Source organism: Streptomyces sp. NPDC015131 (assembly GCF_043079975.1).
Taxonomy (GTDB): domain Bacteria; phylum Actinomycetota; class Actinomycetes; order Streptomycetales; family Streptomycetaceae; genus Streptomyces.
In genome coordinates this window covers 486,310-512,653 of record NZ_JBIBVB010000002.1, presented here as the reverse complement: position 1 = coordinate 512,653, position 26,344 = coordinate 486,310, and the positions used below count along the sequence as shown (strand labels likewise).

Here is a 26,344-nt window from a genome sequence, read left to right as displayed (position 1 = left end):
GGGTCCGGTGGTGACCGACCGTACCGGACGCGGCGCGCGGGCCGGGACGAGGACAATGGGGCGGTGCGCATCTCCCTGCTGGGCCCCACACGAGTCCACCGCGCCGACGGCTCGGCCGTCCCGGTCGGCGGAGCGCGGCTGCGCGCCCTGCTGACCGTCCTGGCGCTGCGCGCCGGGCGGACCGTCCCGGCCGGGGCGCTGATCGGCGAGGTCTGGGGCGACGCGCCGCCCGCCGACGCGCCGGGCGCCCTCCAGGCCCTGGTGGCGCGGCTGCGGCGGGCCCTCGGCCCGGCCGCGGTGGTCTCCTCGGACGGCGGCTACCGCCTCGCGGCCGGGCCGGACGACATCGACCTGCACCGCTTCGAGCGGCTGGTGGCGCGGGGCGCACGGGCGCGGGAGGAGGGCGACCCGGCCGGGGCGCTCACCGCGCTGGACGAGGCGCTCGCCCTCTGGCGGGGCGCGCCCCTGGCGGACCTGCCCGACCGTACGGCGGAGGCCGCCCGCTGGGAGGCGCGCCGCAGGGAGGCCCGCCGGGTGCGGCCCGCCGCGCTGCTCGACCTCGGGCGGCCCGGGGAGGCGCTGCCGGAGCTGGCCGCGCTGTGCGGCGAGCACCCGCTGGACGAACCGCTCCAGGCGCTCCGCGTCCGGGCGCTGCGCGCGGCGGGCCGCCCGGCGGAGGCCCTCGCGGCCTACGAGGCGGTACGCCGGGACCTGGCCGCCCGGCTGGGCACCGACCCGGGCCCGGAGCTGCGCGCCCTGCACGCCGAGCTGCTCGCCCCGGACGAGAGCGCGGGCTCCCGTGCGGGCACGGCCGGTCCTGGCGCGGGGGCCCATTCGGGCACGGCCGGTCCCGGTCCCGGCGCCCGTGCCGCCGTGTCCCCGCCGCCCGCCGGGCCCGTGCCCCCGCCGCCCGCCGGGGGCGCCCCGGGGCGGCCCGGGAACCTGCGGGCGCGGCTGACCAGCTTCGTGGGGCGGGAGGACGACATCGCCACCGTCCTCGGCGACCTCGCCCACGCCCGCCTGGTGACGCTCCTCGGGCCCGGCGGCGCCGGGAAGACCCGGCTGTCCCAGGAGGCCGCCGAGCGCGGCGCGCACGCCTGGCCCGACGGGGTGTGGCTGGCCGAACTCGCCCCGGTGGACGACCCCGACGCCGTACCGGACGCGGTGCTCACCGCCCTCGGGGCGCGCCAGACCGTGCTGCGCGGCGCCGGGGCCGAGGAGCTGCGGGCGGCCGAGCGGCACGGGGAGGCCGACGACCCCCTCGTACGTCTCGCCGAGCACTGCTCCCGGCGCCGCATGCTGATCCTGCTCGACAACTGCGAGCACGTGGTGACCGCCGCCGCCGGGCTCGCCGAACGGCTGCTGGAGCAGTGCCCGGGCCTCACCGTCCTCGCCACCAGCCGCGAACCGCTGGGCGTGCCGGGGGAGACCGTGCGCCCGGTCGGCCCCCTGCCGGAACCGGTTGCGCTGCGGCTGCTGGCCGAGCGGGGCGCCGCCGCCCGCCCCGGCTTCGACGTGGCCGACGACCCGGAGGCGTGCGCCGAGATCTGCCGCCGCCTCGACGGGCTGCCGCTCGCCGTCGAGCTGGCCGCCGCCCGGCTGCGGATGCTCACCCCGCGCCGGATCGCCGACCGGCTGGACGACCGCTTCCGCCTCCTCACCGGCGGCAGCCGCACCGTGCTGCCCCGGCAGCAGACGCTGCGCGCGGTCGTGGACTGGTCGTGGGACCTGCTGGACGCGCCCGAACAGGCCGTGCTCCGGCGGCTGTCGGTGTTCTCCGGCGGCTGCGACCTCGACGCGGCCGAGGCGGTCTGCGGCGGCGGCATCCCCGACACCCTCGGCGCGCTCGGGTCGCTGGTCGACAAGTCGCTCGTCGTCGCCACCCCCGCCCCGGACGGCGACATGCGCTACCGGCTGCTGGAGACCGTCGCCGAGTACGCCGCCGAGCGCCTCGCCGAGGCCGGCGACCGGGCCGCCGCCGAGCACCGCCACCTCGTCCACTACCGCGAGCTGGCCCGCACCGCCGACCCCGAGCTGCGCGGCCCGCGCCAGGCCGCCGCGCTCGCCCGCCTGGAGCGCGAGTACGAGAACCTCCGCACCGCGCTGCGCCGCGCCGTCGCCGCCCGCGACGAGCACGAGGCGCTCTGCCTGGTGCTGTCCCTCGCCTGGTACTGGGTCATGCGCGACCTGCGCGGCGACGCCCTGCACTGGTCCGAGACGGTCGCCGCGCTGGGCCCCGACCCGTTCGCCGAGCCCGTCGCCCCGGCGCCCCCGCTGGTGGAGCAGTGCACCGACAGCCCGCCCCCGATGAGCGACGAGCAGCTCCAGGAGGCGCGGCGCGGGGTGCGGCTGGTGCGGCTCGCGGGCATGGACCATCAGACGTCGCGCTGGACCACCCCGGAGGGGCTGGCCGAGGCGCGCCGGATCCGGAGCGCCTACCGCCCGGGGCTGCCGCAGACCTGCCGGGTGCCGGGGACGCTCTGGTGGTACGCCGTGCTCCTGACCGGCGACGCCGACGAGCTGCGCGGGCTGCTCGACGCCACCGTCGACACCTGCCGGGCCCACGGCCTGCGCTGGGAACTGGGCACGGCCCTCCAGATGCGGGCCAATGTGCTGGCCAACCGGGCCGACTGGGCCGGGGACGCGGGCCGCGACGCCGACGAGAGCCTGGAGATCTATCAGGACATCGGCGACGGGTGGGGCATCGCCGAGGCGCTGTCGGCGCGCGGCGAGGCCCGGGAGCGGCGCGGCGAGTACGAGGGCGCCGCCGCGGACTTCGAGGCGGCCATGGGCCATGCCGAACGGCTCGGGGCCCGGGCCCAGTCGGCGCTGCTGCGCGTCCGGTACGCCGGGACGCTGAACGAGACCGGCAGGGGGGCGGAGGGCGAGCGGATCCTGCGCGCCGTCCTCGCCGAGGGCCGGTCAGCCGGGCACGAGGCGGTGCCCGCCGCACGGCTGTTCCTGGCGCTGCACCTGGGCCGCACCGGCCGCACCACGGAGGCCCGGGACCAACTGGACCTGCTCGCCGAGGACTTCAGCCCCGCCGCGCTGTCCGTCTTCTACGGCTTCACCTTCGGCATCCGCGCCTGGCTGGACACCCTCGAGGGCCAGTACGCGCGGGCCGTCGAAGGGGCCGCGCGGGCCCTGGAGTACGCCGGGCAACCGCTGTCGATGATGATCGCGCCGCACATGCCGGCCATCCATCTGGTCACCGCCGCCCGGGCGCTGGCCGGCCTGGGCGGCGAGGCGGCGCACACGGCGGCGCTGCTGCTGGGGGCGCAGGACGCCGTGCTGCCGGACGCCTACCACCGCACCCCGATGGAGCGGGAGAACCTGGCGGCGGCCGAGGAGGCCGCCCGCGCCGCCCTCGGGGACGCCGCCTGCGCCGCCGCCCGCGCCGAGGGCGGCGGCCTCACCGTCGACAAGGCCGCCGCCCTGCTGGGCGAGTGGTGCCGGCGGCTCAGGTCCGCTTGCGGAACCGCGCCACCGCCAGCGGCGCCGTGAGCAGCGTGATGCCCGCCGCCCAGGCCAGCGTCATCCACACCGAGTGGGCGACCGGCCCGCCGTTGATCAGGTTCCGCGCGGCGTCCGCGAGGTTCGACAGCGGGTTGTAGTCGGTGAACGTCTTGAGCCAGTCCGGCATGGTGGTCGGCGGCGCGAAGATGGACGAACCGAACTGGAGCGGCATCAGGACGAGCATGGCGACCCCCTGGACGGCCTGCGCCGTCTTCATGGTGAGCCCGAGCAGGATGAAGATCCACATCAGGGAGGCGCCGAAGACCACCGACAGCCCGACCGCCGCCAGCAGGTCCACCACCGAGGTCTTGATCTCCAGACCCAGCAGGAAGCCCATGCCGAGCAGGATCGCCGTGGCGACCAGCATCCGGCCCACCTCGACGACGATCTTGGCGACGAGGACGGAGGACCGGGCGATCGGCATCGTCCGGAAGCGGTCCATCACCCCCTTCTTGGAGTCGTCGTTGACCCCGGTGCCCACGGCCATGGCGATGTTGATGCCCATCATCGCCATCAGGCCGGGCGTCACATAGTTGACGTAGTCCTCCAGCCGCCCCTTGCCGGCGATCGCGCCGCCGAAGACGTACACGAACAGCAGGATGAAGATGATCGGCATCAGCACGGCGTCGAACATCGACTCCGGGTCCTGCTTGATCTGCAGGGCGTTGCGCCGGACCAGGGCGCCGATGTGCCGGGCGTTGGCCCGCGGGCCGATGCGCCCCTCGCCGGAGGCCGCCGGCACCGTGCTGTCGGTGCGCCCCTTCGCGGGCGCCGTCGTCACCGTGCTCACGCGGCGACCTCCTCGGGGATCGTGTCGGTCACCGGCTGCGTGGTCTTCTCACCGGTGATGGCCAGGAACACCTCGTCCAGGCTGGGCAGATGGGTGCCGATGTGCGCGATGCCGAAGCCGCGCGCCGCCAGCAGGCCGACCACCGCGGTCAGCTGCTCGTCGCTGAGGATCGGCACATAGAGCGTGGCCTCGTCGGGGACGGCCGTGGCGCCCGCCGGGCCGGCCAGGCCGCTCTCGCCGAGCGCCGCCGCCATCGCGGGGAGCTGGGCGGCGTCCACCGGCCGGACCTGGAGGGTGCGCCCGCCGACCTTGGCCTTCAGCTCGTCGACCCCGCCGCCGGCGATGACCCGGCCGCGGTCGATGACGGTCAGCTCGTGGGCGAGCTGCTCCGCCTCCTCCATGTACTGCGTGGTGAGCAGGACGGTCACGCCCTCGGCGACCATCCGCTGGACCTCGTCCCACACCTCGTTGCGGGTGCGGGGGTCGAGGCCGGTCGTCGGCTCGTCCAGGTAGAGCACGGCCGGGTGGCCGATCATGGAGGCGGCCAGGTCGAGCCGGCGCCGCATGCCGCCGGAGTACGTCATCACCGGGCGCTTGGCGGCCTCCGTCAGCGAGAAGCGCTCCAGCATCTCGTCGGCCCGCCGACGGGCGTCCTTGCGGGACAGGTCGAGCAGCCGCCCGATCATGTACAGGTTCTCCCAGCCGGACAGCTTCTCGTCCACGGACGCGTACTGCCCGGTCAGGCCGATGGTGCGGCGCAGCTGCCGGGGCTGGCGCACCACGTCGTAACCGGCGACGGTGGCGGTCCCGGCGTCGGGGAGGATCAGGGTGGACAGGCAGCGGACCAGCGTGGTCTTGCCGGCGCCGTTGGGGCCGAGCACACCGAGGACGGTCCCCTGGCGGACGTCCAGGTCCACCCCGTCCAGTGCTTTGGTGGCGCCGTAGTGCTTGACGAGGCCTCGTACCTCGACGGCGTTGGTGTCGGATCGCTTCATGCCCCCATGAGAGCAGCCGCCACTGACAACGCACCGACAGCGGCCGCCGCCGGCCCGCCCGCCGCCGACGGATCACCGACATCCCGCCGACGGATCACCCGTGGGCCCGGCGGTCGCGGCGGCGGTCGCGCGGGGCGCCGCGGCCCGTCAGGACCGTACGGCGTAGTCGCCGAAGCCCACCCAGTCGACCAGGACGCAGGGCTCGTCACCGACGACCCAGGCGTCGTGGCCGGGCTCGGCGGAGAAGAAGTCGCCGGGGCCCACCTCTTCCTCGGTGCCGTTGTCCATGACGATCTTCATCCGGCCGCCGACGACGTAGCAGGCGTGCGACGCCTGGCAGCTCTCGGTGCCGGCGATGGGGCCGATGTGCTTGGTCCACTGCCAGCCCGGCTCGAACACGGCCCGGCCCACCGGGCCCCTCTCCGTGTTCACCAGGTCGAGCTTGCCCTTGCCGTCCTCGAACGGGCGGACCTCGTCGGCGGAGTCGAAGTTTTTGCGTACGATCCCGGGCATGTCCACCGCCTCCCGGCGGGTTCTGGGTCGGATGCCCCCGAGTCCTCTTCCAGGCTACGCCCGGCCCGGAAGGCCGACAGCCCGCCGATGGGGGAAGTCGGCGGGCCGTCGTCCGTACCGGGAGTGGCTAGTGGAAGGTGTGCTCCTCCTGCGGGAACGTTCCGCCGGTGACGTCGCCGGCGAACTCCCGCGCCGCGTCGCCGAGCGTCCGGCGCAGGTCGGCGTACTGCTTGGTGAAGCGCGGCACCTTGCCGCCGGTCAGCCCGGCCATGTCGGTCCACACCAGGACCTGGGCGTCGGTGCCGGGACCGGCGCCGATACCGATGGTCGGGATGTGCAGGGACCGGGTGACCTCGGCGGCCAGCTCGGCCGGGACCAGCTCCAGGACCACCGCGAAGGCGCCCGCGTCCTGCGCCGCCTTGGCGTCCCGCAGCAGCCGGTGCGCGTCCTCGTCGCCCCGGCCCTGCACCCGGTAGCCCATGGTGTTCACGGACTGCGGGGTCAGACCCAGGTGCGACATCACCGGGATGCCGGCCTGCACCAGCATCTCGGTCTGGGCCAGCGACCGCTCGCCGCCCTCCAGCTTGATCGCGCCGACGCCCGCCTCCTTCACCAGCCGGGTCGCCGACCGCAGCGCCTGTACGGGACCCTCCTGGTACGAGCCGAAGGGCAGGTCGCCCACCACCAGGGCGCGCCGGGTGCCCCGGACGACGGCGGCGGACAGGATGGCGATCTCGTCGAGGGTGACGGGGACGGTGGTCTCGTACCCGAGGTGGCAGTTGCCCATCGAGTCGCCGACGAGCAGGACCGGGATGCCGGCCTCGTCGAAGACGGACGCGGTCATCGCGTCGTAGGCGGTGAGCATGGGCCACTTCTCGCCGCGCTCCTTGGCGGCGGCGATGTCGTGGACGGTGATGCGGCGAGTGCCCTTGCCGCCGTACAGCGTCTTACCGCTGCCGGCGGGCTGCGTGGCGGCAGCCTGAAGCGTCATGGGGAACGGCTCCTTCGTCATCTCGAGGCGCCCTGACGGCGTCCCCGGACCACGTCCATGGTGGCACTTCGTGCCGGGTGGGGGGAAGTGGGCCCGCTCACGCCGTCGTGCGCCCCGCCCGGGGCCGTTTGTGCGCGTTCTGTCACAGGGCGCGCTCCGCCCGCGGCCCCCGGAACCCGCCGGGCGGGCTCTTCGTCATCGTGGCAGTACGGCCGTCCCCCGATCCCCTAGGGTCGGGGCCGGGGGGCGCACGACGGAGCACGACGAGCAAGGCAGTGAGGACGGCGGTATGGCGCGGGTGGACGTGACGGAGACGGGGAACGGCAGCGCGCGGGAGCAGCGGCCCACCGGATCCCGGGTCCGGTCGGCGCTCGACCGCTGGCGCGGCGACCCGGGCATCTGGCGCCGGGGGACGTTCCTCGCGGTGTGCGCCGTGCTGATCGCGCTCCTGATGGTCTTCCACGCCCAGATCCCCAACAAGGTCGGCAACCTGGGGAGCCTCACCGAGACGTTCCTGCCCTGGCTCGGGGTGTTCGTGCCGGTGATCGCGGTGGCGGCGGTGCTGCGCCGCTCGGCGACCGCGCTGATCGCCGCGCTGCTGCCCGCCGTGCTCTGGCTCAACTTCTTCGGCGGGCTCGTCACCGACAAGTCGGGCGCCGGCGGCGACCTGATGGTCGTCACCCACAACGTGAACGCCGACAACCCCGACCCCGGCGGGACGGCCCGCCAGGTCGCCGGCTCGGGGGCGGACGTGGTGGCCCTGGAGGAGCTGAAGCCCGGCATGGTCCCGGCGTACGAGCGGGCGCTCGCCGACGCGTACCCGCACCACTCCGTCCAGGGCACCGTCGGCCTGTGGAGCAAGTACCCCCTCAGCGACAGCCGCCCGGTGGACATCCGGCTGGGCTGGACGCGCGCGATGCGGGCCACCGTCACCGCGCCGCAGGGCGAGGTCGCCGTCTATGTCGCGCACCTGCCGTCGGTGCGGGTCAAGCTGAACGCCGGCTTCACCGCCAACCAGCGCGACGACAGCGCCGACGCCCTGGGCGAGGCGATCGTCCGCGAGCGGCTGGAGCGGGTCGTGCTGCTGGGCGACCTCAACGGCACCATGAACGACCGGTCGCTGAACGCGGTGACCTCGCAGATGCGCTCCACGCAGGGCGCGGCGGGCGACGGGATGGGCTTCAGCTGGCCGGCCGCGTTCCCGATGGCGCGGATCGACCAGATCATGGTGAAGGGGGTCGAGCCGGTCGCCTCCTGGACGCTGCCCGCCACCGACAGCGACCACCTGCCGATCGCCGCCCGCGTCACACTCTGAGCCCCGGCCCGGCGCCACGCGCGCGAGGAGCCGGAGAGGACATGGCGAAGGGGGCCTCCCGTGCGGTCACGGGAGGCCCCCTTCGCCCTTGGCGGGGGCGGCGCGGGGTCAGCCCGCCGTCGTCTCGCGCCAGCGGTTGGTGATCGGCAGGCGCCGGTCCTTGCCGAAGCCCTTGGCCGAGATCTTGGTGCCCGGCGGGTACTGGCGCCGCTTGTACTCCGCCGTGTCCACCATCCGCAGCGTCCGCGCCACCAGCTCCTCGTCGAAGCCCGCCGCGACGATCGCGTCCTTGCCCTGGTCGCGGTCGACGTACAGCTCCAGGATCCGGTCCAGGACGTCGTAGTCCGGCAGCGAGTCGGTGTCGACCTGCCCGGGGCGCAGCTCGGCGCTGGGCGGCTTGGAGATGGAGTTCTCCGGGATCGGCGGCGTCTGGCCGCGCTCCTCGGCCGCCCGGTTGCGCCAGCGGGCCAGGCGGAACACCGTCGTCTTGTACACGTCCTTGATCGGCCCGTACGCGCCGACGGAGTCGCCGTACAGCGTCGAGTAGCCGACCGCCAGCTCCGACTTGTTGCCCGGCGCCAGCACGATGTGGCCCTCCTGGTTGGAGAGCGCCATCAGCAGGGTGCCGCGCAGCCGCGACTGGAGGTTCTCCTCCGCGAGGCCCGACAGCCCCAGCGCCCCCATGTAGGCGTCGAACATCGGCTCGATCGGCACGGTGCGGTAGTTGAGCCCGGTGCGGCGCGCCAGCTCCGCCGCGTCGCCCCTGGAGTGGTCGGAGCTGTACTTGGACGGCATCGAGACCCCGTACACGTTCTCCGCGCCCAGCGCGTCGCACGCGATCGCGGCGACCAGCGCCGAGTCGATGCCGCCGGACAGGCCGATCAGCACCGAGCGGAAACCGTTCTTCGCGGCGTACGCCCGCAGGCCGACCACCAGCGCGGTGTACACCTCCTCGTCGTCGTCGAGCCGGTCCGCGTAGCCGCCCGCCAGCTCCGCCTCGTACGCCGGGAGGGGCTCCGGCGACAGCACGACCCGGTCGATCCGCAGCCCGTCGTCCACGACCCCCTCCGGGGCGTCGGGCGCGGCGGCCGGCAGGTCGAGGTCCAGGATCACGCTGCCCTCGGCGAACTGCGGCGCCCGCGCGACGACCTCGCCGTCCGCGTCCACGACGATCGAGTCGCCGTCGAAGACCAGCTCGTCCTGGCCGCCGATCATCGCCAGGTAGGCCAGGGTGCAGCCGGCCTCCTGGGCGCGCTTGCGGACCAGCTCCAGGCGGACGTCGTCCTTGTTGCGCTCGTACGGGGAGGCGTTGATCGACAGCAGCAGCCCGGCGTGCGCGCTGCGGGCCGCCGGGACCCGGCCGCCGTCCTGCCACAGGTCCTCGCAGATGGCGAGCGCCACGTCGACACCGCGCACCCGGACCACGGGCATGGTGTCGCCGGGCACGAAGTAGCGGAACTCGTCGAACACGCCGTAGTTCGGCAGGTGGTGCTTGGCGAACGACAGCACCACCTCACCGCCGTGCAGCACCGCGGCGGCGTTCCGCGGCGCGCCGGCCGGCTGGCCGTACTTGGGCTGGGCCGTCTCCGAGCGGTCGAGGTAGCCGACGACCACCGGCAGGTCCCCGAGGCCCTCGGCGGCGAGCCGGGCCGCGAGCGCCCGCAGCGCGCTGCGGGACGCCTCGACGAAGGACGAGCGCAGGGCCAGGTCCTCCACGGGGTAGCCGGTCAGCACCATCTCCGGGAACGCCACCAGGTGCGCTCCCTGCTCGGCGGAGTGCCGGGTCCAGTGCACGACCGCCTCGGCGTTCGCGGCGAGATCACCGACGGTGGAGTCGATCTGATTCAGGGCGAGGCGTAGTTGAGGCACCCCGCCAGTGTAATCGTCAGAGCGACACGATGTCCTGGTGGTGCCCCCGGTCCCGTCGCGGCGCAGGTGAGGGCGCGGCGGAAGGCGCGGGGGAGGGCGTGGGTGAGGGCGCGGGGGACGGCGCGGGGGACGGCGTGCGCGAGGGGCGCGACGCGGTGTGCGTCACGCCCCTCGGGCCGCGGCGCCAGGGCCGCGGCGCGGCCGTCAGCGGCGGTGCTCGTAGACCTTCTCGGCCCAGCCGGCGACCTGCGCGTCCGACAGGTGCCGGGCGATGTCCGCCTCGCTGATCATGCCCACCAGCCGCTTGTTCTCGATCACCGGGATGCGGCGGATCCGGTGGTCCTTCATCTCCCGGAGGACCTCCTCCACGTCCGCGCCCGCGTCGACCCAGCGCGGCGTGCCCTTGGCCATGTCGGCCGCCCTGACCCGGGCCGGGTCGTGGCCCTGCGCCACACAGCCGACGACGATGTCGCGGTCGGTGAGGATGCCGCAGAGCCGCTCGTTCTCGTCGGCGATGGGCAGGGCACCCACGTCGAGGTCGCGCATCATCTGCGCGGCACGGTCGAGGGTCTCGTGGGAGGGGAGCCACTCGGCTCCGGGGTGCATGATGTCCTTCGCGGTGGTCATGGGGTTCCTTGCCTCCGAAAACGCCGTCAGGCGCCGTACGTCGGTCCCCGAGCGCCTCCATTCTCACCGCGCCCCCACCGCCCCGCGACCGCTGCGCCGCCGGACGGCCGCCCCGGGCACCCGGGACGGCCGCCCCACGCCGTACGGACCCGGGCTACGGCGTGGCGCCCCGCTTCCTCAGCAGGTCCGCCATCAGCAGGATCTCCGACTCCTGGGCGTCGACCATGCCCTGGGCCAGGTCCCGCTCGACCCCGGGCCGGCAGCGGTCCACACAGCCCTGCGCCATGTGCACCCCGCCCCGGTGGTGGGCGGTCATCAGCTTCAGGTACCGCACCTCCGCGTCCCGGCCGCTCGCCGCCCGCAGCCCGTCGAGCTGCGCCGCCGTGGCCATGCCCGGCATCAGCGCGCCGTCCCCGCCGGCCGGGCCGTGCCCGGACCCGTGCGACGACCCGTGCGAGGGGCCGTGCGACGGCATGCCCATCCAGGACATCGGCTCCTCCCCGGGCGCCACCTTCGGCAGCCCCCACAGGTCCAGCCAGCCGAGCATCATCCCGCGCTGGTTGGCCTGGGTGTTGGCGATGTCGTAAGCGAGCCGGCGCACCTCCTCGTCCTTCGTGCGGTCCCGCACGAGGAACGACATCTCCACCGCCTGCTGGTGGTGCACCGCCATGTCCCGGGCGAAGCCCGCGTCCGCCGAGTCCGCCGCCGGCGCCGCCAGGGCGGCCGGGGCGGGCTCCGGCGAGAGCGCCGAGGCGACCGTGGCCGCCCCGGCGAACAGCAGCGCGAGCACCACCGAGGCGAGCGCCGCCCACTGCGTACGGCTCACTTCGGGTCCAGCCCGTTGGTGCACGCCGCACCCGGCTCGGGTGTCTGCGGGCCCTGCACGTACTTGGTGAAGAAGGCGTCCACCCGCGGGTCGTCGGCGCCGTCCACCGTCACCTGCTTGCCCCACGCGGTGAGCATGATCGGGCCCGCCTGGTCCTCGACCGGGCTCATGAAGGAGTACGACGTCTTGCCGACCTTCTCCTCCAGCTTCTTCACGTCGGCCGCCGGAGCCTTGGAGGAGTACGTCACCCACACGGCGCCGTGCTCCAGCGAGTGCACCGCGTGCCGCTCCGGCACCGGCTTCTTGTAGACGTCCCGGTCGCAGTTGAGCCACGCCTGGTCGTGGTCGCCGCCGACGGGGGGCTTCATCGGGTACGTCACGGGCGTGGTGACGTGGTTGCGGCCCAGCTTCTTGGCGTCCCAGGACTTCTCGTCCTCGATGGGCGCCTTGGCGGCCTGCTCCTGCCGCTCCTGCTCCTTGTTCTCCTTGTTGAGCACATACCCGCCGAAGCCCACGAGGCCCGCGACCACCAGGGCGCTGACGGAGATGGTGAGGATGCGGTTGCGGCGCTCGCGGGCCTGCTCGGCGCGGCGCATCTCCTCTATTCGGGCGCGGCGGTCGGCGGTGGATCGGTTGGCAGCCATGGTGGGTTTCCTTCTCGGAAGTGTCGGGTGAGGGGGTGGGTGGTGCGGGGGCGGGCTGCCTACGTCCGCAGCACCTGGAGGGCGTGGAGGTCCGGTGCCCGGGGCCGGGCCTCACCGCCGGCGGGCCGGGCGAGCGCCGGGTGCGGGGCCGTGCGGACCGGGTCGTCCGCCTGCGGCGGAGGGTCGAGCGGCGGGGCGGTGAGGACGGCGGGCGTCAGCTCCGGGAACAGGCCGCAGTCGCCCCGGTCGTACGGGCAGGTGTACTCGTCCGCCACCACGACGGGCGTCGCCCCGCGCGCGTGGGCGCCGTCGGGGCCGTCCGTGCCGCCGTGCGGGGCGAGGCAGAGGAACAGCACGGCGAGCAGCGTCGCCACGGCGCCGGCCAGCGCCGTGGGACGCGCGATGCGTATGAGCCCGCGGCCGCCCCCCATGAGCGCTGATGTTAATGGGCGGACCACCCCGTCAGGAATGCCCGTCCGGGGTGCTGAGCGCCAGCAGCGCCACGTCGTCGGCCACCTCGCCGGCGTACGACGACAGATCGCGCCACACCGCCCGCACCAGGTCCGCCGGCGCGGACGGCCCCGTCCACGCCCCCAGCCGCTCCGCCAGCGGGTAGAACGCGCCCGTGGCGTCCCGCGCCTCGGTCACCCCGTCCGTGTGCGCCAGCAGCAGATGGCCCCGCGGCAGCGGCACCGTCACCGTCTCCGGGGCGCGGAAGTCCACCAGCGCCAGACCCAGCGGCGCGCCCGGCACCAGCGTCACCTCCCGCGCCGCGCCCCCGCCCACCACCAGCGGCGCCGGGTGCCCGCAGCTGAGGATCCGCACCTCCGAGCCGCCCGGCGGGAACTCCATCAGCACCGCCGTGGCGAAGACCTCCGTCACCTCCGCGCCCGCGCGCCCCGTCGAGTCCACCACCAGCCGCCGGTCCAGCCGCGCGGCCACCCCCGCCAGGTCCCGCTCGTCGAGCACCGCCTCCCGGAACGCGCCCAGCAGCGACGACACCGTCCCCACCGCGGCCAGCCCGTGCCCCTTCACGTCCCCCACCACGGCCCGCACCCCGTACGGCCCGTCCTGCACGTCGTACAGGTCGCCGCCCACCAGCGTCCCCCGTTCGGCCGCCCGGTACAGCGCCCCGCACCGCACCGGACCCACCCGCTCCGGCATCGGCGGCAGCACCGCCAGCTGCGCCGCCTCGGCGACCGTCCGCACCGACACCAGCTGGGCGTCGCGCCGGACCCGGAAGCCCGCCAGCACCACGCTGACCGCCCCGATCAGCACGAACGCCAGCAGGTCGCCGTAGGTGACGTCGTCCGCCCGGATGGCGGGCAGCATCAGCAGGCCGCCCATCGCGCCCGCCACCAGCGCGGTGCCGAGCATCCCGTACACCAGGGTCGTCAGGGGCGGCACCACCGCGAAGGCGAAGCCCAGCTGCACGCTCCTCGGCGTGGTGAGCTGCACGATCACCAGCAGGACCATGGTCACCCAGGGCAGGACGAGCAACCAGGCCGGCGGCCTGCCCGCGGCGGGCAACTGCTGCGTGCCTCGGTCCATGGGACCAGTCTGCGAGGCCACCGTTACCCGCGCCACAGAGCTCGTTGCAGTATGGGTTCGCAACATGCGCGAAACCGTGTGGTGGCATGCTGGCCCGATCAGCGAGGATGGGTGTGGATATGGACAAGCAGCAGGAATTCGTACTCCGTACGCTCGAGGAGCGCGACATCCGCTTCGTGCGCCTGTGGTTCACGGACGTGCTCGGCTTCCTGAAGTCCGTCGCCGTGGCCCCCGCCGAGCTGGAGCAGGCCTTCGACGAGGGCATCGGCTTCGACGGCTCGGCCATCGAGGGCTTCGCCCGGGTGTACGAGTCCGACATGATCGCCAAGCCCGACCCGGGCACCTTCCAGATCCTGCCGTGGCGCGCCGAGGCGCCCGGGACGGCCCGGATGTTCTGCGACATCCTGATGCCCGACGGCTCCCCGTCCTTCGCCGACCCGCGCTACGTCCTCAAGCGGATCCTGGCCAAGACCTCGGACCTGGGCTTCACCTTCTACACCCACCCCGAGATCGAGTTCTTCCTGCTGAAGAACAAGCCGCTGGACGGCTCCCGGCCGGTGCCCGCCGACAACTCGGGCTACTTCGACCACACCCCGCAGAACGTGGGGATGGACTTCCGCCGCCAGGCCATCACCATGCTGGAGTCGATGGGCATCTCCGTCGAGTTCAGCCACCACGAGGGCGCCCCCGGCCAGCAGGAGATCGACCTGCGGTACGCCGACGCCCTGTCGACCGCCGACAACATCATGACGTTCCGCCTGGTGATGAAGCAGGTCGCCCTGGAGCAGGGCGTGCAGGCCACCTTCATGCCCAAGCCGTTCTCGGAGTACCCCGGCTCCGGGATGCACACCCACCTCTCGCTCTTCGAGGGCGACCGCAACGCCTTCTACGAGTCCGGCGCCGAGTACCAGCTGTCCAAGGTGGGACGTTCCTTCATCGCCGGCCTGCTGCGGCACGCGGCCGAGATCTCGGCCGTCACCAACCAGTGGGTCAACTCCTACAAGCGCATCTGGGGCGGCTCCGCCCGTACGGCCGGCTCCGGCGGCGAGGCCCCCTCGTACATCTGCTGGGGCCACAACAACCGCTCCGCCCTGATCCGCGTCCCCATGTACAAGCCGGGCAAGACCGGCTCCGCGCGGGTGGAGGTCCGCTCCATCGACTCGGGCGCCAACCCCTACCTGACGTACGCCGTGCTGCTGGCGGCCGGCCTCAAGGGCATCGAGGAGGGGTACGAACTCCCGGCCGGTGCCGACGACGACGTCTGGGCCCTCTCCGACGCCGAGCGCCGCGCCATGGGCATCGAGCCGCTGCCGCAGAACCTCGGCGAGGCGATCTCCCTGATGGAGCGCAGCGAGCTGGTCGCCGAGACGCTCGGCGAGCACGTCTTCGACTTCTTCCTCCGCAACAAGAAGCAGGAGTGGGAGGAGTACCGCTCGGAGGTCACCGCCTTCGAGCTGCGGAAGAACCTGCCGGTGCTGTAAGGCGCGCGCGTCCCCGTGGTCAGGCGGCCAGGGGGACGCGGGCGCCCTCCTCGCGGTGGCCGTAGTGCTCCCAGATGCGGTTCAGCTCGTACTGGTAGTACAGCGGGTACAGGCCGAGGACGAACATCAGGATCAGGCCGATCCACGGATTGCAGGTGGCCGGCATCCCGGCCGCCCGCTGCATCCGGGCGATCCGGTCGCCGGTGTTGAACACCGACACGAAGGGCGGCACGATCACGATCCAGCCCAGGGCGAGGGCCAGGACCGAGACGGCCGGGTTGACGTCGATGCGCTCGTCGAGGTCGTGCGCCTCGCGGTTCACCTTGTAGTACCAGACCAGGTGGTAGATCCCCAGGGTGATCAGCGGCCATACGAGCCACACGAGGAAGATGTTCCGGGTCTTGCCGGTGCGGCCGGTCATGAGCACCTCCGCTGTGGTCCCTACCCGTCCAGTCCAGCACGGCGGGCGCCGGGGCGCGCGTCAGGGGTGCGGGGCCTCCCGGACGACGGCCTGGTCGCCGCGCGGGCCGTACAGGTGCAGGACCTCCACGGCGGTGGTGCCCGCCGGGCCGAACCAGTGCGGCTCCCGGGTGTCGAACTCGGCCACCTCGCCGGGGCGCAGCAGCGTCTCCCGCTCCCCGAGCAGCAGGCGCAGCTCGCCCGCGAGGACGTACAGCCACTCGTAGCCCTCGTGCGTCACCAGCCTCGGCTCCCGGGGCGCCAGCACCTGCTTGAACACCTGGACCCGGCCCGGGTACGAGGTCAGCGGCACCACCACGTTGCCGTGCCCCTTGTGCAGGGGCCGCAGGTGCACCCGGGGGTCGCCGCTGGCGGGCGCGGCGACCAGCGCGTCGAGGGCGACCCGGTGCGCCCGGGCCAGCGGGAGGAGCAGGTCCAGGGTGGGGCGCCGCTTGCCCGACTCCAGCCGGGACAGGGTGCTCAGCGAGATCCCGGTCGCCGCCGCCAGCGCCTCCAGCGTCTGCCCGCGCTCCTGGCGCAGGGTGCGCAGCCGGGGCCCGATGCCGTCGAGCACCGTCTTCAGTTCCGCGTCCATGGGCCCATTCTGCGGCAGCCGTTTGCGGTTTCCGCAAAAGTGCTCGGCCGGAGCCGCGGCGCGGCACCAGCATGCGGTCACGAGCACGCGGGAACCCCCGCGATCCGCCGCGTACGAGAGGCAGGCCGTGACCGCCACCGCCCCACCCACCAGCACCGCCCGGCCGCGACCCGACGGCGGCCTGAGCCCACGACGGCGCTGGACGGTCCTCGCCGTGTGCTGCCTCAGCATGTTCCTGGTCGGCCTGGACACCACCATCGTCAACGTCGGCCTGCCGGAGATCGGCCGCGCCCTGGACATCGGTACCCGGGGCCTCGAATGGACCGTGGACGCCTACACCCTCGCCCTGGCCGGCCTGCTGATCTCCGCCGGGGCGCTCGCGGACCGGTTCGGCCGGCGGCGCGTCTTCCGGGCCGGGCTGGCCGTCTTCGGCGCGGCCTCCGTCCTCTGCGCGCTCGCCCCCTCCGCCGGGCTGCTGGTCGCGGCACGCGTCCTCCAGGGCGCCGGCGCCTCGATGCTCAGCCCGGTGGCCCTCGCCATCGTGGTGAACGCCCTGCCCGACCCCAGGGAGCGGGCCCGCGCCATCGGCATATGGGCCTCGGTGTTCGGGCTCAGCATGGCCGCCGGGCCCGTCACCGGCGGCGTCCTGGTCGAGGCGCTCGGCTGGCGCGCGCTGTTCTGGGTCAACGTCCCCGTCGTCGCCGCCGCCCTCGTCCTGACGGCCCTCTTCGTCCCCGAGTCCCGGGCCGGGAAGGCGCGCCGGCTCGACCTGCCCGGCCAGCTCCTGCTGACCCTGGTCGTCGCGGTGACCGTGGGCGTCCTCATCGAGGGCCCGCACATCGGCTGGACCTCGCCCGCGATCCCGGCCGCCTGCGCCGTCGCGGTGGTCGCGGCGGCCGTGCTCGTACGGGTCGAGCTGCGCCGCCCCGAACCGCTGGTCGACCCCCGGCTGTTCCGCGGTCCCGCCTTCAGCGGCGCCGTCCTCGGCGCGGTCGCGGTCTTCACGGCCCTCAACGCGACGCTGCTGCTGAGCACCCTCTACCTCCAGCACACCCGCGGCTGGTCGCCCACGGCGGCCGGGCTGGCCACCCTGCCCATGGCCCTCGCGGCCACCGTGTTCGCCCCGCTCTCCGGCCGGCTCACCGGCCGCACCGGCCCGCGCCTGCCGCTGGTCCTCGCGGGCGGCTTCCTCACGGCCGGCGGGCTGCTGCTGACCCGGCTCGCCCCCGGCACCGGCGTACCGCTGCTCCTGCTCGCGTACGCCCTGATCGGCACCGGCTTCGGCTTCGCCAACGCCCCGATCACCCACACCGCGGTGAGCGGGCTGCCCCCGGAGCGCGCCGGGGTCGCCGGGGCGATCACCTCCACCGCCCGGCAGGTGGGCGCGGCCCTCGGCATCGCCGCCGCGGGCGGCCTGGCCGCCGGCACCGCGCCGGCGGACCTGGCCCACGCCTCCCGCCCGGGCTGGTACCTGGTCGCCGGCTGCGGCCTCTCGCTCCTCCTGGTGGCCCGCGCCTCGCGGAGCAGCCGCGGTTAGCGCTCCGACAGCTCCGAGGGCGCCTCCTGGACCGTCCAGCCGTTGCCGTCCGGGTCCTTGAAGAACATGAACGCGTTCCAGGTGTCCTCGCCCTTGCCCTCCGCCCAGCCCGACGGGCCCGCGTGCTGGACCGGGCTCACCTCCACGCCCCGCGACACCAGCTGCTCCCGGGCCGCCTCGATGTCGGTGACGCACAGCTGGAGGCCCTGGAGGGAGCCCGGCGCCATGGCCGTCTCCCCCTCGGCCAGCGGCATCCCGCTCTGGAGCGTGATCGAGCAGCGGGAGCCCGGCGGGGTGATCTGGACGATCCGCATCCCCGGCACCACCTCCGTGTCCAGGTCCACCGTGAAACCGCACCGCGTGGCGTAGAAGTCCTTCGCCCGGTCCACATCCGCGACCGGTACGAGAACGACCTCCAGCGTCCAGTTCATACGCCCTCCTTCAGAGTTGCCCGACAAGCCTCGCGTCCATCAAACCCGGACTCGCCGCGCCGCGCCGCCTCATCGCCTCCAGGGCGACCAGTTCAGCCGGCCGTCCAGGCCCAGCGTGGCGAAACCGCCCGGCCCGGCCGCCGGGGCACCGGCGAACAGCGACCCGCCGGCCACCCAGCCGCCGGTGAGCGGCGCCGACGCCACCGCGCCCGACCCCGAGCGCCCGGCCACCCGGCCGTCCGACACCGCCGGGGCGCCGTGGCCCGCGAGCCCGCCCGGCACCTCCAGCACCGGCGAGGCGTGCCCGTTCCCGGCGAACCTGGCCGAGCGGACGTCACCCGAGACCGGCTCCCGGAACCACAGCCGCACCCCGTCCGCCCCGTCCGGCGCGGCGCTCAGCGCCACCGTGGTCGCCGGCAGCCCGGTCGCCACCGGCCCCGTCACCGGGCCGCCCGCCGCCGGCCGGGTCCACGCCAGCACCGACGAGCGCGTCGCCGCGAACACGTACCCCCGGCCCGCCGCGTCCGCCACCGCCACCGGGTCGCCCCGCAGCCCCCGCCCGCCGGCCGCCCGCCACGCCGACCAGCCGCCGTCCGCCCGCTGCGCGCTCACCCGCAGGGTGTGGGCCGCGTCGCGCACGTACACCGACATCAGGCCCGCCCGGTCCACCAGCACCGCCGGCAGGCCGATGTCGGACGTCCCGGCCTCGTCGTCCCGCTCCGGGCTGCCCAGCGACCGCCACGCGCCGAACGCCCCGCCGGGCGCCGCCTGCACGGACACCACCACCTCGCGGCGGTAGCCGCCCTCCAGCTCGGTGCGGGTGCCGAGCACCGCGACCCGGCCGTCCGGCAGCCGCGCCGACGTCACGCCCGGGTCCAGCCCGGCGCCCGGCCGCAGCGCCGGACCCGTCCACGCGGCCTTCGCGTCCGCCCGGTGCCACACCGCCAGCCGGCCGTCCCGCACCGCGAACGCGTACAGCTCACCCGGGCCCGCGCCCGGCTGCACCCACGAGGCCGAGCCGCCGCGCGCGTACCGGATCGACTGCGCCCAGCCGTGCCCGGCGGGCCGCGCCGCCACCTTGCGGTCGCCGCAGCCGGCCGGGTCCTCGCAGTAGTCGGTGTGGTCCCACCACGCGTACGTCTTCAGCGTCCGCAGCTTCGCCGCCGTGGTGCGCGCGTCCAGGACGTGCGGCAGCCCGCCGGTCGGATAGCCCAGGTAGTTCTGCACCGCGAAGGACGGCCGCCCCGGCTTCTCCGCGTACCGGGCGAGCGCCGCCTGCGCGAACCGCGCCCCGTACATGTGGTCCTGGTGGTCGGCGAGCTTGCCGGTGTCGTCGTTGCGGCCCGGCGTCGGGTCCATCAGCCGGACGAACGTCGGCCGGAACCGGTCGAGGATCCCCTCGATCGTCGCGACCGTCTCCTCGCGGGTGTACGCGAAGCCGTCCCGGACCGGGGAACCGGCGGCGAGCTGCGACTCCAGCCGCTCCACCCGGCCGTCCCACAGCCCGCGCAGGCTGTGCGGGCGGTCGCCGGTGATGCTGCCCGCCTCCCGCAACTGCAGCCACACCAGGGCGATCTGCGGCTTGGCGCGCAGCGTGTCCAGCTCGGCGCGCGCGCCGCCCGCCGTGGTGATGCTCGTCCGGTCCCACGGGCTGGTGCGGTTCCCGGTCGCCATCTCGGCGTACGCCGCCCGTATGCCGTTCTGCCGCGCCTCCGCGTACGCCGCCTTGTCGGCGCGCGGCCTCGGGTCCTGCTTGCGGGCGTTGCGGCCGTCGGACTCGCCCGCGGTGAGGTACACCGAGGTGAGGCTGCGGCCCGAGGCGATGGACTGGCTGGTGTCCGGGTTCATGAAGAACAGGTCGTCGTCCGGGTGGGCCATCACCTGGAGCACCGCGGCGTCCTGGGTCCGCACCGGCTTGACCGCCTGCGACTCCGGCACCCCCCGGCTCGGTACGTCGGAGGCGTCCGACGGCCCGGTGGTGAGCGCCAGCGTCCCGCCGGTGATCCCGGCCAGTACGGCGAGGGGCGCGGCCAGGAACAGGGCGCGGCGGTAGGAGGGCAGGGCGCGGCGAGGCATGGGCGGCGGCTTCCGGGTGAGGTGACGCGGACAGGTGTGCGAACCGGCAGGGAAGAGGGCCGCCGCGACCCGCCGGTTCACCCCCGGCGGTGTGCCGTGCCTCACTCTGGGGCCGTACGTCCCGGGACCCCGTGCGCCCCGGGGACCTCGCTGCGTCCGCCGGACCCGCGCGCCGCCGGGACCCCCGCCGCGCCGACCGGTGCCCGCGGCCGGGAAGGGGCCGTCCCGCTCGGCGGTCCCGGCGGGGGCGGATAGGCTCACCGCGTGGGAGTTGACCTCGCGGAGGGAGACGGGCAGATGAGCGCGCCGGGGCGCAGGAGCAGCACCTTCACCCGCCTGCTGCGGCACGGCTTCACGGATCCGTCCGCCGCCGGGCGCCTGCTCGACCTGCCGGTGCTGTCCGCCGTCCGCGACGACCCGGTTCTCCTCGACGCGCTCGGCGCCACCGCCGACCCCGACCTCGCGCTGCGCGGCCTCGTCCGGATCGCCGAGGCGCAGGAGGACGAGGGGCGCCGGTTCCTCGGCACCGTCCTGAGCGCCAAGCCGCTGCGCGACCGGCTGCTGGGCGTGCTCGGCGCCTCCGAGGCGCTGGCCGACCACCTGGCCCGGCACCCCCGCGACTGGGAGGCGCTGGTCACGTACGAGTCGGCCGACCTGCACCCGGGCGTCGCGGACTTCGAGCGCGAGCTGGCCGGGGCCACCGACGCCGTGTCGCTGCGCGTCGCCTACCGCCGCTGCCTGCTGGCCATAGCGGCCCGGGACGTGTGCGGCACCACCGATGTCGCCGAGACCGCCGCCGAGCTGGCCGACCTCGCCACCGCGACCCTCCGCAAGGCCCTCGCCCTGGCGAGCGCCGCGGCCCCCGAGGACGCCGCGCAGTGCCGCCTCGCGGTGATCGCCATGGGCAAGTGCGGCGGCAACGAGCTGAACTACGTCTCCGACGTGGACGTGATCTTCGTCGGCGAGCCGGTCGACGGCGGCGACGAGGACAAGGCGCTGCGCGCCGCCACCCGCCTCGCCTCGCACCTCATGCGGATCTGCTCCGAGACGACCGTCGAGGGCACCATCTGGCCGGTCGACGCCAATCTGCGCCCCGAGGGCCGCAACGGCCCCCTGGTGCGCACCCTGTCCAGCCACCTCGCCTACTACCAGCGCTGGGCCAAGACCTGGGAGTTCCAGGCGCTGCTGAAGGCCCGCGCGGTGGCCGGGGACCCGCGGCTGGGCGCCGACTACATCGAGGCCGTCTCCCCGCTGGTGTGGCAGGCCGCCGAGCGGGAGAACTTCGTCGCCGACGTGCAGAAGATGCGCCGGCGCGTGGTGGACAACATCCCCGTCGCCCAGGTGGACCGGGAGCTGAAGCTCGGGCCGGGCGGTCTGCGGGACGTCGAGTTCGCGGTGCAGCTGCTCCAGCTGGTGCACGGCCGCAGCGACGCCACCCTGCACAGCGGCTCCACCCTGGAGGCGCTGAAAGCGCTGGCCGCGGGCGGGTACGTGGGCCGGGCCGACGCCGCCCAGCTCGACGAGGCGTACCGCTTCCTGCGGACCATGGAGCACCGCATCCAGCTCCACCGGCTGCGCCGCACCCACCTCGTACCGGAGGGCGAGGAGGACCTGCGGCGGCTCGGCAGGTCACTGGGGCTGCGCACCGACCCGGTCGCCACGCTCGACCGGGAGTGGCGGCGCCACGCGGCCGTGGTGCGCCGGCTGCACGAGAAGCTGTTCTACCGCCCGCTGCTGGACGCCGTCGCCCAGCTCGCCCCCGGCGAGACCCGGCTGAGCGCCAAGGCCGCCGGGCAGCGGCTGGAGGCGCTCGGGTACGCCGACCCGGCGGCCGCCCTGCGGCACCTGGAGGCCCTGTCGTCCGGGGTCACCCGCAAGGCGGCGATCCAGCGGACGCTGCTGCCGGTGCTGCTGGGCTGGTTCGCCGACTCGGCCGACCCGGACGCCGGACTGCTGGGCTTCCGCCAGGTCTCGGACGCCCTCGGCAAGACGCCCTGGTACCTGCGGCTGCTGCGCGACGAGGGCGCGGCGGCGGAGAACCTGGCCCGGGTGCTGTCCGCCGGGCGGCTCGCCCCCGACCTGCTGCTGCGCGCCCCCGAGGCGGTCGCCATCCTGGGCGCCCCGGAGGGGCTCGCCCCGCGCGGCCGGGCCCACCTGGAGCCGGAGATCCTCGCGGCGGTCGGCCGCGCCGAGGACGCCGAGCTGGCGGTCGCCGTGGCCCGCGGCGTACGGCGCCGGGAGCTGTTCCGTACCGCCGCCGCCGACATCATCGGCTCGTACGGCACCGAGGAGAGCCCCGCCGAGGTGGACCCGGGCGCCCTGGTCGACCGGGTCGGCCAGGCGATCACCGACCTGAACGCGGCGACCCTCGCGGGCGCGCTGCGGGCCGCGGTGCGCTCGCAGTGGGGGGAGACGCTGCCCACCCGGTTCGCGGTGATCGGCATGGGCCGGTTCGGCGGCCACGAGCTGGGCTACGGATCGGACGCCGACGTGCTGTTCGTGCACGAGCCGCGCGACGGGGTGGACGAGCAGGAGGCCGCGCGCGCCGCGAACGCGGTGGTGGGGGAGATGCGGCGGCTGCTCCAGCTCCCCACGGCCGACCCGCCGCTGCTGATCGACGCGGACCTGCGCCCCGAGGGCAAGAGCGGGCCCCTGGTGCGCACCCTGAAGTCGTACGCGGCCTACTACCGCCGCTGGTCGCTCGGCTGGGAGAGCCAGGCGCTGCTGCGCGCCGAGCCGATGGCGGGCGACGAGGAGCTGGGCCGCCGGTTCATCGAGCTGGCCGACCCGCTGCGGTACCCGCCGCGCGGCCTGGACGAGGCCGCGGTGCGGGAGATCCGGCGGCTGAAGGCCCGGATGGAGACCGAGCGGCTGCCGCGCGGCGCCGACCCGGCCCTGCACACCAAGCTGGGCCGGGGCGGGCTGTCCGACGTGGAGTGGACCGTGCAGCTCCTCCAGATGTGCCACGGCCACGCGGTGCCCGGCCTGCGCACCACCCGCACCCGGCCGGCGCTGGCCGCCGCCCGGGAGGCGGGCCTGATCGACGAGCACGACGCCCGCATCCTGGACGAGGCGTGGGTCCTGGCCACCCGCGTCCGCAACGGGGTGATGCTGGTACGCGGCCGGGCCGGGGACACCTTCCCCTCCGACAGCCGGGAGCTGGCCGCCGTCGCCCGCTATCTCGGGTACGGCCCGGGGCACGTGGGCGAGATGGTCGAGGACTACCGCCGCACCACCCGCCGGGCGCGGGTGGTGGTCGAGGAGCTGTTCTACGGCGGCTAGCGCCCCGTTCCGCGCCTAGCGCACGAACGACGCCACCAGGTGCTCGTGCACCCTGGCGCTCCAGTCGCCGGTGTCGTCGTACGCGAACGTCAGCCGCGCGGCGGTGCCCAGGTGCAGGTCCAGGTCGTGCTCCCGCGCCACGAACTGGACCTCCAGCTGGCCCGTCAGCTCATAGGCCGCCGGCCACCAGAACTCGAACTCCTGCCAGAAGTCGACCGCCTGGTCCGCCCCCTCGGCGTACCCGCGCTTGAGCTCCGCCTCGTCGTACCGGAAGCCCCGCTCCCGCAGGATGCGCAGCAGCCGGTCCTGGGCGGGCAGCGCATGCACCCGGAACTCGTCGAAGTCGCCCCGGTCCACCGCGTTGTCGATGGCCACCTCGGTGCGGACGGCGACCCGCCCGCCGTTCACCGGCATGCTCAGCGCGTGGGTGAGCGGCATCTCCCACGGCAGGTCGAAGCCGAGGTCCCAGTGCGCGGTCTCCCCGGCGCGCAGGGTGAACGGCCCGACGGGGTGCGAGGCGACGAGCACGCCCGGGTTCTTCCAGCCGCTGTCCGACTCCAGGTCCTCGAACCGGCCCACCACCTCCAGGCCGAGGCGCTGGATCGTGGTGTCGGCGCCTCCGCCGCGCAGCGTGACCCGCCCCTCGAGGCGGTCCCCGGGGCGGACGGCGGCCGTGCTCAGCGTGGTCTCGACCTCGGGGGCGCCGACACCGAGCGCGCTCAGGAACTTACGGAAAGCCATGAAAAGGGTCCCCTCCCTCTCGGATCCGGACGATCCATTCAGGAGGAGACCCTAGGGCAGAGCCGGCGGCGCCGTCAGCGGCGCCCCTTCCACGGCAGCGGGCTGCTCGCCCGGGGCTCCGCCGCGTACCTCGGCAGCCGGTGCGCGGGGCTGCCGTACCAGACGTACGCCAGGGTGTAGCCGAAGGCCAGGCAGAGCATGCCGCCGACGGCGTCCAGCCAGAAGTGGTTGGCGGTGGCGACGATCACGACCAGGGTCGCCGTCGGGTACAGCAGGCCGAGGATCCTCGCCCAGGGCGCCGTGGCCAGGGCGAAGATGGTCAGCCCGCACCAGAGCGACCACCCGATGTGCATGGACGGCATCGCGGCGTACTGGTTGGACATGTGCTTCAGGTCGCCCGAGGCCATCGAGCCCCAGGTTTGGTGCACCAGCACGGTGTCGATGAACTTCTCGGAGGTCATCAGCCGCGGCGGCGCCAGCGGGTACAGGTAGTAGCCGAGGAGGGCGATCCCGGTGGTGGAGAACAGCACCAGGCGGGTGGCGGCGTACCGCCCGGGGTGCCACCGGTACAGCCACACCAGCACACCGATGGTGACGATGAAGTGCAGCGTGGCGTAGTAGTAGTTCATGCCCACGATCAGCCACGTCACCGAGTCCACGGCGTGGTTGACCGTCTTCTCGACGGCGATGCCCAGGGTCTGCTCCGCGCGCCAGATCCAGTCGGCGTTGCGCAGCGCCTCGGCCTTCTGCTCCGGGACGGCGTTGCGGATCAGCGAGTACGTCCAGTAACTCACCGCGATCAGCAGGATCTCGAACCAGATGCGGGGATGGCGCGGGGCGCGCATCCGCTGCCACGCGGTCCGGCTGTCCGCCACGGGGGCCGGGCCCTGTTCGATGGGTGATTCCACCGGTGGTGCCGGGGCCTCGCGGCCTTCCAGTGTCCTCACAGTCGTGTCACCCATGGGCCAAGAGTCTGCCAGAAACGTCTACACGGTCGATCATCCGTCGGTCTGGTCGTCATCGCCATCCGTACGCCTTGGGGAGGACGACCTCTCGGAGGACCGCCGGCCGCGCGGCCCGGAGGCGGTGGATCCCCGGACGACCAGCTCGGGCATGAACACGAACTCGCTGTGCGGGGCGGGGGTGCCGCCGATCTCCTCCAGCAGGGCCCGCACCGCCGCCTGCCCCATCGCTTGCACGGGCTGGCGGATGGTCGTCAGGGGCGGGTCGGTGAAGGCTATGAGGGGGGAGTCGTCGAAACCGACGACGGACACGTCCCGGGGGACGTGCAGCCCCTGCTGGCGGGCCGCCCTGATGGCGCCGAGCGCCATCATGTCGCTGGCGCAGACGACGGCGGTGCAGCCCCGCTCGATCAGCGCGGTGGCGGCGGCCTGGCCGCCCTCCAGGCTGTACAGCGAGTGCTGGACCAGTTCCTCGCACTCCTCCGGGCCCACCCCGAGCCGGGCCTGCATGCCGAGGCGGAACCCCTCGATCTTGCGCAGCACGGGCACGAACCGCTTGGGGCCGACCGCCAGGCCGATGCGGGTGTGGCCGAGGGAGGCCAGGTGCGTCACGGCGAGCTGCATCGCGGCCCGGTCGTCGGGGGAGACGAACGGCGCCTGCACCTTGGGGGAGAAGCCGTTGATGAGGACGTACGGGACGCCCTTGCCGCGCAGTTGGTCGTAGCGCGTCATGTCGGCGGTGGTGTCGGCGTGGAGGCCGGACACGAAGATGATGCCCGAAACGCCCCGTTCCACCAGCATGTCGGTGAGTTCGTCCTCGGTGGAGCCGCCGGGCGTCTGGGTGGCGAGGACGGGGGTGTATCCCTGGCGGGTCAGGCCCTGGCCGATGACCTGGGCGAGCGCCGGGAAGATGGGGTTGTCCAGCTCGGGGGTTATCAGCCCGACCAGTCCCGCGCTGCGCTGGCGCAGCCGTACGGGGCGTTCGTAACCGAGCACGTCGAGCGCGGCCAGCACGGACTGGCGGGTGGCGGCGGCCACACCGGGCTTGCCGTTGAGCACGCGGCTGACTGTGGCTTCGCTGACCCCCGCCTGGGCTGCGATGTCGGCAAGCCGCGCGGTCATGGGATGCGACTGTACCGGCCG

Annotated in this window: 22 protein-coding genes; 5 read left to right on the top strand and 17 right to left on the bottom strand. The window is 74.5% G+C overall.

Features of this window, described 5'->3' with window-relative positions; all coding sequences use genetic code 11:
- Window positions 1–63 precede the first annotated feature (63 nt).
- Complete coding sequence (locus ACF08D_RS07675; RefSeq protein ID WP_392221643.1) at window positions 64–3,504, top strand: BTAD domain-containing putative transcriptional regulator; 3,441 nt, start codon at window positions 64–66, stop codon at window positions 3,502–3,504.
- On the opposite strand, the gene ACF08D_RS07670 is transcribed toward ACF08D_RS07675, so the two are convergent.
- The 4 genes from ACF08D_RS07670 to panB all read right to left on the bottom strand — a co-directional run bounded on the left by ACF08D_RS07670 (window position 3,461) and on the right by panB (window position 6,805).
- Entirely contained in the window at window positions 3,461–4,306 is an 846-nt protein-coding gene (locus ACF08D_RS07670; protein ID WP_392221642.1) for an ABC transporter permease, read from the bottom strand. The genes ACF08D_RS07675 and ACF08D_RS07670 overlap by 44 nt on opposite strands.
- The gene (locus tag ACF08D_RS07665; RefSeq protein ID WP_392221641.1) at window positions 4,303–5,301 is read right to left on the bottom strand and encodes an ATP-binding cassette domain-containing protein; all 999 of its coding nucleotides are present in this window, start codon (window positions 5,299–5,301) and stop codon (window positions 4,303–4,305) included. The genes ACF08D_RS07670 and ACF08D_RS07665 overlap by 4 nt, the downstream gene beginning before the upstream one ends.
- Window positions 5,302–5,448: 147 nt before the next feature.
- Window positions 5,449–5,814, bottom strand: coding sequence for a cupin domain-containing protein (locus ACF08D_RS07660; protein WP_392221640.1), 366 nt, complete (start codon window positions 5,812–5,814; stop codon window positions 5,449–5,451).
- A gap of 127 nt (window positions 5,815–5,941) precedes the next feature.
- Window positions 5,942–6,805: a 3-methyl-2-oxobutanoate hydroxymethyltransferase gene (gene panB, locus ACF08D_RS07655; RefSeq protein WP_392221639.1), complete on the bottom strand. Its 864-nt coding sequence runs from the start codon at window positions 6,803–6,805 to the stop codon at window positions 5,942–5,944.
- A gap of 289 nt (window positions 6,806–7,094) precedes the next feature.
- Between panB and ACF08D_RS07650 the strand changes: the two genes are divergently transcribed.
- Entirely contained in the window at window positions 7,095–8,120 is a 1,026-nt protein-coding gene (locus ACF08D_RS07650; protein ID WP_392221638.1) for an endonuclease/exonuclease/phosphatase family protein, read from the top strand.
- A gap of 108 nt (window positions 8,121–8,228) precedes the next feature.
- On the opposite strand, the gene ACF08D_RS07645 is transcribed toward ACF08D_RS07650, so the two are convergent.
- The 6 genes from ACF08D_RS07645 to ACF08D_RS07620 all read right to left on the bottom strand — a co-directional run bounded on the left by ACF08D_RS07645 (window position 8,229) and on the right by ACF08D_RS07620 (window position 13,637).
- A complete protein-coding gene (locus ACF08D_RS07645) occupies window positions 8,229–9,989 on the bottom strand; it encodes an NAD+ synthase (protein ID WP_392221637.1) in 1,761 nt (586 codons plus the stop codon).
- A 204-nt stretch (window positions 9,990–10,193) separates the two neighbouring features.
- A complete protein-coding gene (locus ACF08D_RS07640; RefSeq protein WP_392221636.1) occupies window positions 10,194–10,616 on the bottom strand; it encodes a CBS domain-containing protein in 423 nt (140 codons plus the stop codon).
- A gap of 154 nt (window positions 10,617–10,770) precedes the next feature.
- Window positions 10,771–11,442 (bottom strand): DUF305 domain-containing protein, encoded by a 672-nt coding sequence (locus ACF08D_RS07635; protein WP_392221635.1) that lies wholly within the window; start codon window positions 11,440–11,442, stop codon window positions 10,771–10,773.
- Window positions 11,439–12,086, bottom strand: coding sequence for a DUF3105 domain-containing protein (locus ACF08D_RS07630; protein WP_392221634.1), 648 nt, complete (start codon window positions 12,084–12,086; stop codon window positions 11,439–11,441). The genes ACF08D_RS07635 and ACF08D_RS07630 overlap by 4 nt, the downstream gene beginning before the upstream one ends.
- Window positions 12,087–12,145: 59 nt before the next feature.
- Window positions 12,146–12,517 carry a hypothetical protein gene (locus ACF08D_RS07625; protein ID WP_392221633.1) on the bottom strand — a complete coding sequence of 124 codons (372 nt, stop codon included), beginning with the start codon at window positions 12,515–12,517 and terminating at the stop codon, window positions 12,146–12,148.
- A 31-nt stretch (window positions 12,518–12,548) separates the two neighbouring features.
- Entirely contained in the window at window positions 12,549–13,637 is a 1,089-nt protein-coding gene (locus ACF08D_RS07620; RefSeq protein WP_392221632.1) for a PP2C family protein-serine/threonine phosphatase, read from the bottom strand.
- Window positions 13,638–13,756: 119 nt separating this feature from the next.
- On the opposite strand from ACF08D_RS07620, the gene glnA reads away from it, so the two are divergent.
- Window positions 13,757–15,118, top strand: a complete 1,362-nt coding sequence (gene glnA, locus ACF08D_RS07615) for a type I glutamate--ammonia ligase (protein WP_392221631.1) — start codon at window positions 13,757–13,759, stop codon at window positions 15,116–15,118.
- Window positions 15,119–15,137: 19 nt separating this feature from the next.
- Here the strand turns inward: glnA and ACF08D_RS07610 are convergent, their stop codons facing one another.
- Together ACF08D_RS07610 and ACF08D_RS07605 are read right to left on the bottom strand one after the other, a co-directional pair.
- Window positions 15,138–15,539 (bottom strand): DUF4234 domain-containing protein, encoded by a 402-nt coding sequence (locus ACF08D_RS07610; RefSeq protein ID WP_392221630.1) that lies wholly within the window; start codon window positions 15,537–15,539, stop codon window positions 15,138–15,140.
- Window positions 15,540–15,599: 60 nt separating this feature from the next.
- A complete protein-coding gene (locus ACF08D_RS07605) occupies window positions 15,600–16,172 on the bottom strand; it encodes a helix-turn-helix domain-containing protein (RefSeq protein ID WP_392221629.1) in 573 nt (190 codons plus the stop codon).
- A 127-nt stretch (window positions 16,173–16,299) separates the two neighbouring features.
- On the opposite strand from ACF08D_RS07605, the gene ACF08D_RS07600 reads away from it, so the two are divergent.
- Window positions 16,300–17,709 (top strand): MFS transporter, encoded by a 1,410-nt coding sequence (locus tag ACF08D_RS07600; RefSeq protein WP_392221628.1) that lies wholly within the window; start codon window positions 16,300–16,302, stop codon window positions 17,707–17,709.
- Here ACF08D_RS07600 and ACF08D_RS07595 read toward each other — a convergent pair.
- Entirely contained in the window at window positions 17,706–18,140 is a 435-nt protein-coding gene (locus ACF08D_RS07595) for a VOC family protein (RefSeq protein ID WP_392221627.1), read from the bottom strand. The two genes, ACF08D_RS07600 and ACF08D_RS07595, sit on opposite strands and share 4 nt — an antisense overlap.
- 69 nt (window positions 18,141–18,209) lie before the next feature.
- Entirely contained in the window at window positions 18,210–20,216 is a 2,007-nt protein-coding gene (locus tag ACF08D_RS07590) for a PIG-L family deacetylase (protein ID WP_392221626.1), read from the bottom strand.
- Window positions 20,217–20,513: 297 nt separating this feature from the next.
- On the opposite strand from ACF08D_RS07590, the gene ACF08D_RS07585 reads away from it, so the two are divergent.
- Complete coding sequence (locus ACF08D_RS07585) at window positions 20,514–23,498, top strand: bifunctional [glutamine synthetase] adenylyltransferase/[glutamine synthetase]-adenylyl-L-tyrosine phosphorylase (RefSeq protein WP_392222334.1); 2,985 nt, start codon at window positions 20,514–20,516, stop codon at window positions 23,496–23,498.
- Window positions 23,499–23,513: 15 nt separating this feature from the next.
- On the opposite strand, the gene ACF08D_RS07580 is transcribed toward ACF08D_RS07585, so the two are convergent.
- From ACF08D_RS07580 to ACF08D_RS07570, 3 genes are all read right to left on the bottom strand, one after another.
- Complete coding sequence (locus tag ACF08D_RS07580; RefSeq protein ID WP_392221625.1) at window positions 23,514–24,239, bottom strand: sporulation protein; 726 nt, start codon at window positions 24,237–24,239, stop codon at window positions 23,514–23,516.
- 74 nt (window positions 24,240–24,313) lie between these two features.
- Window positions 24,314–25,201: a phosphatase PAP2 family protein gene (locus ACF08D_RS07575; RefSeq protein ID WP_392221624.1), complete on the bottom strand. Its 888-nt coding sequence runs from the start codon at window positions 25,199–25,201 to the stop codon at window positions 24,314–24,316.
- 36 nt (window positions 25,202–25,237) lie between these two features.
- Window positions 25,238–26,323, bottom strand: coding sequence for a LacI family DNA-binding transcriptional regulator (locus ACF08D_RS07570; RefSeq protein ID WP_392221623.1), 1,086 nt, complete (start codon window positions 26,321–26,323; stop codon window positions 25,238–25,240).
- Between the last annotated feature and the right edge of the window lie 21 nt (window positions 26,324–26,344).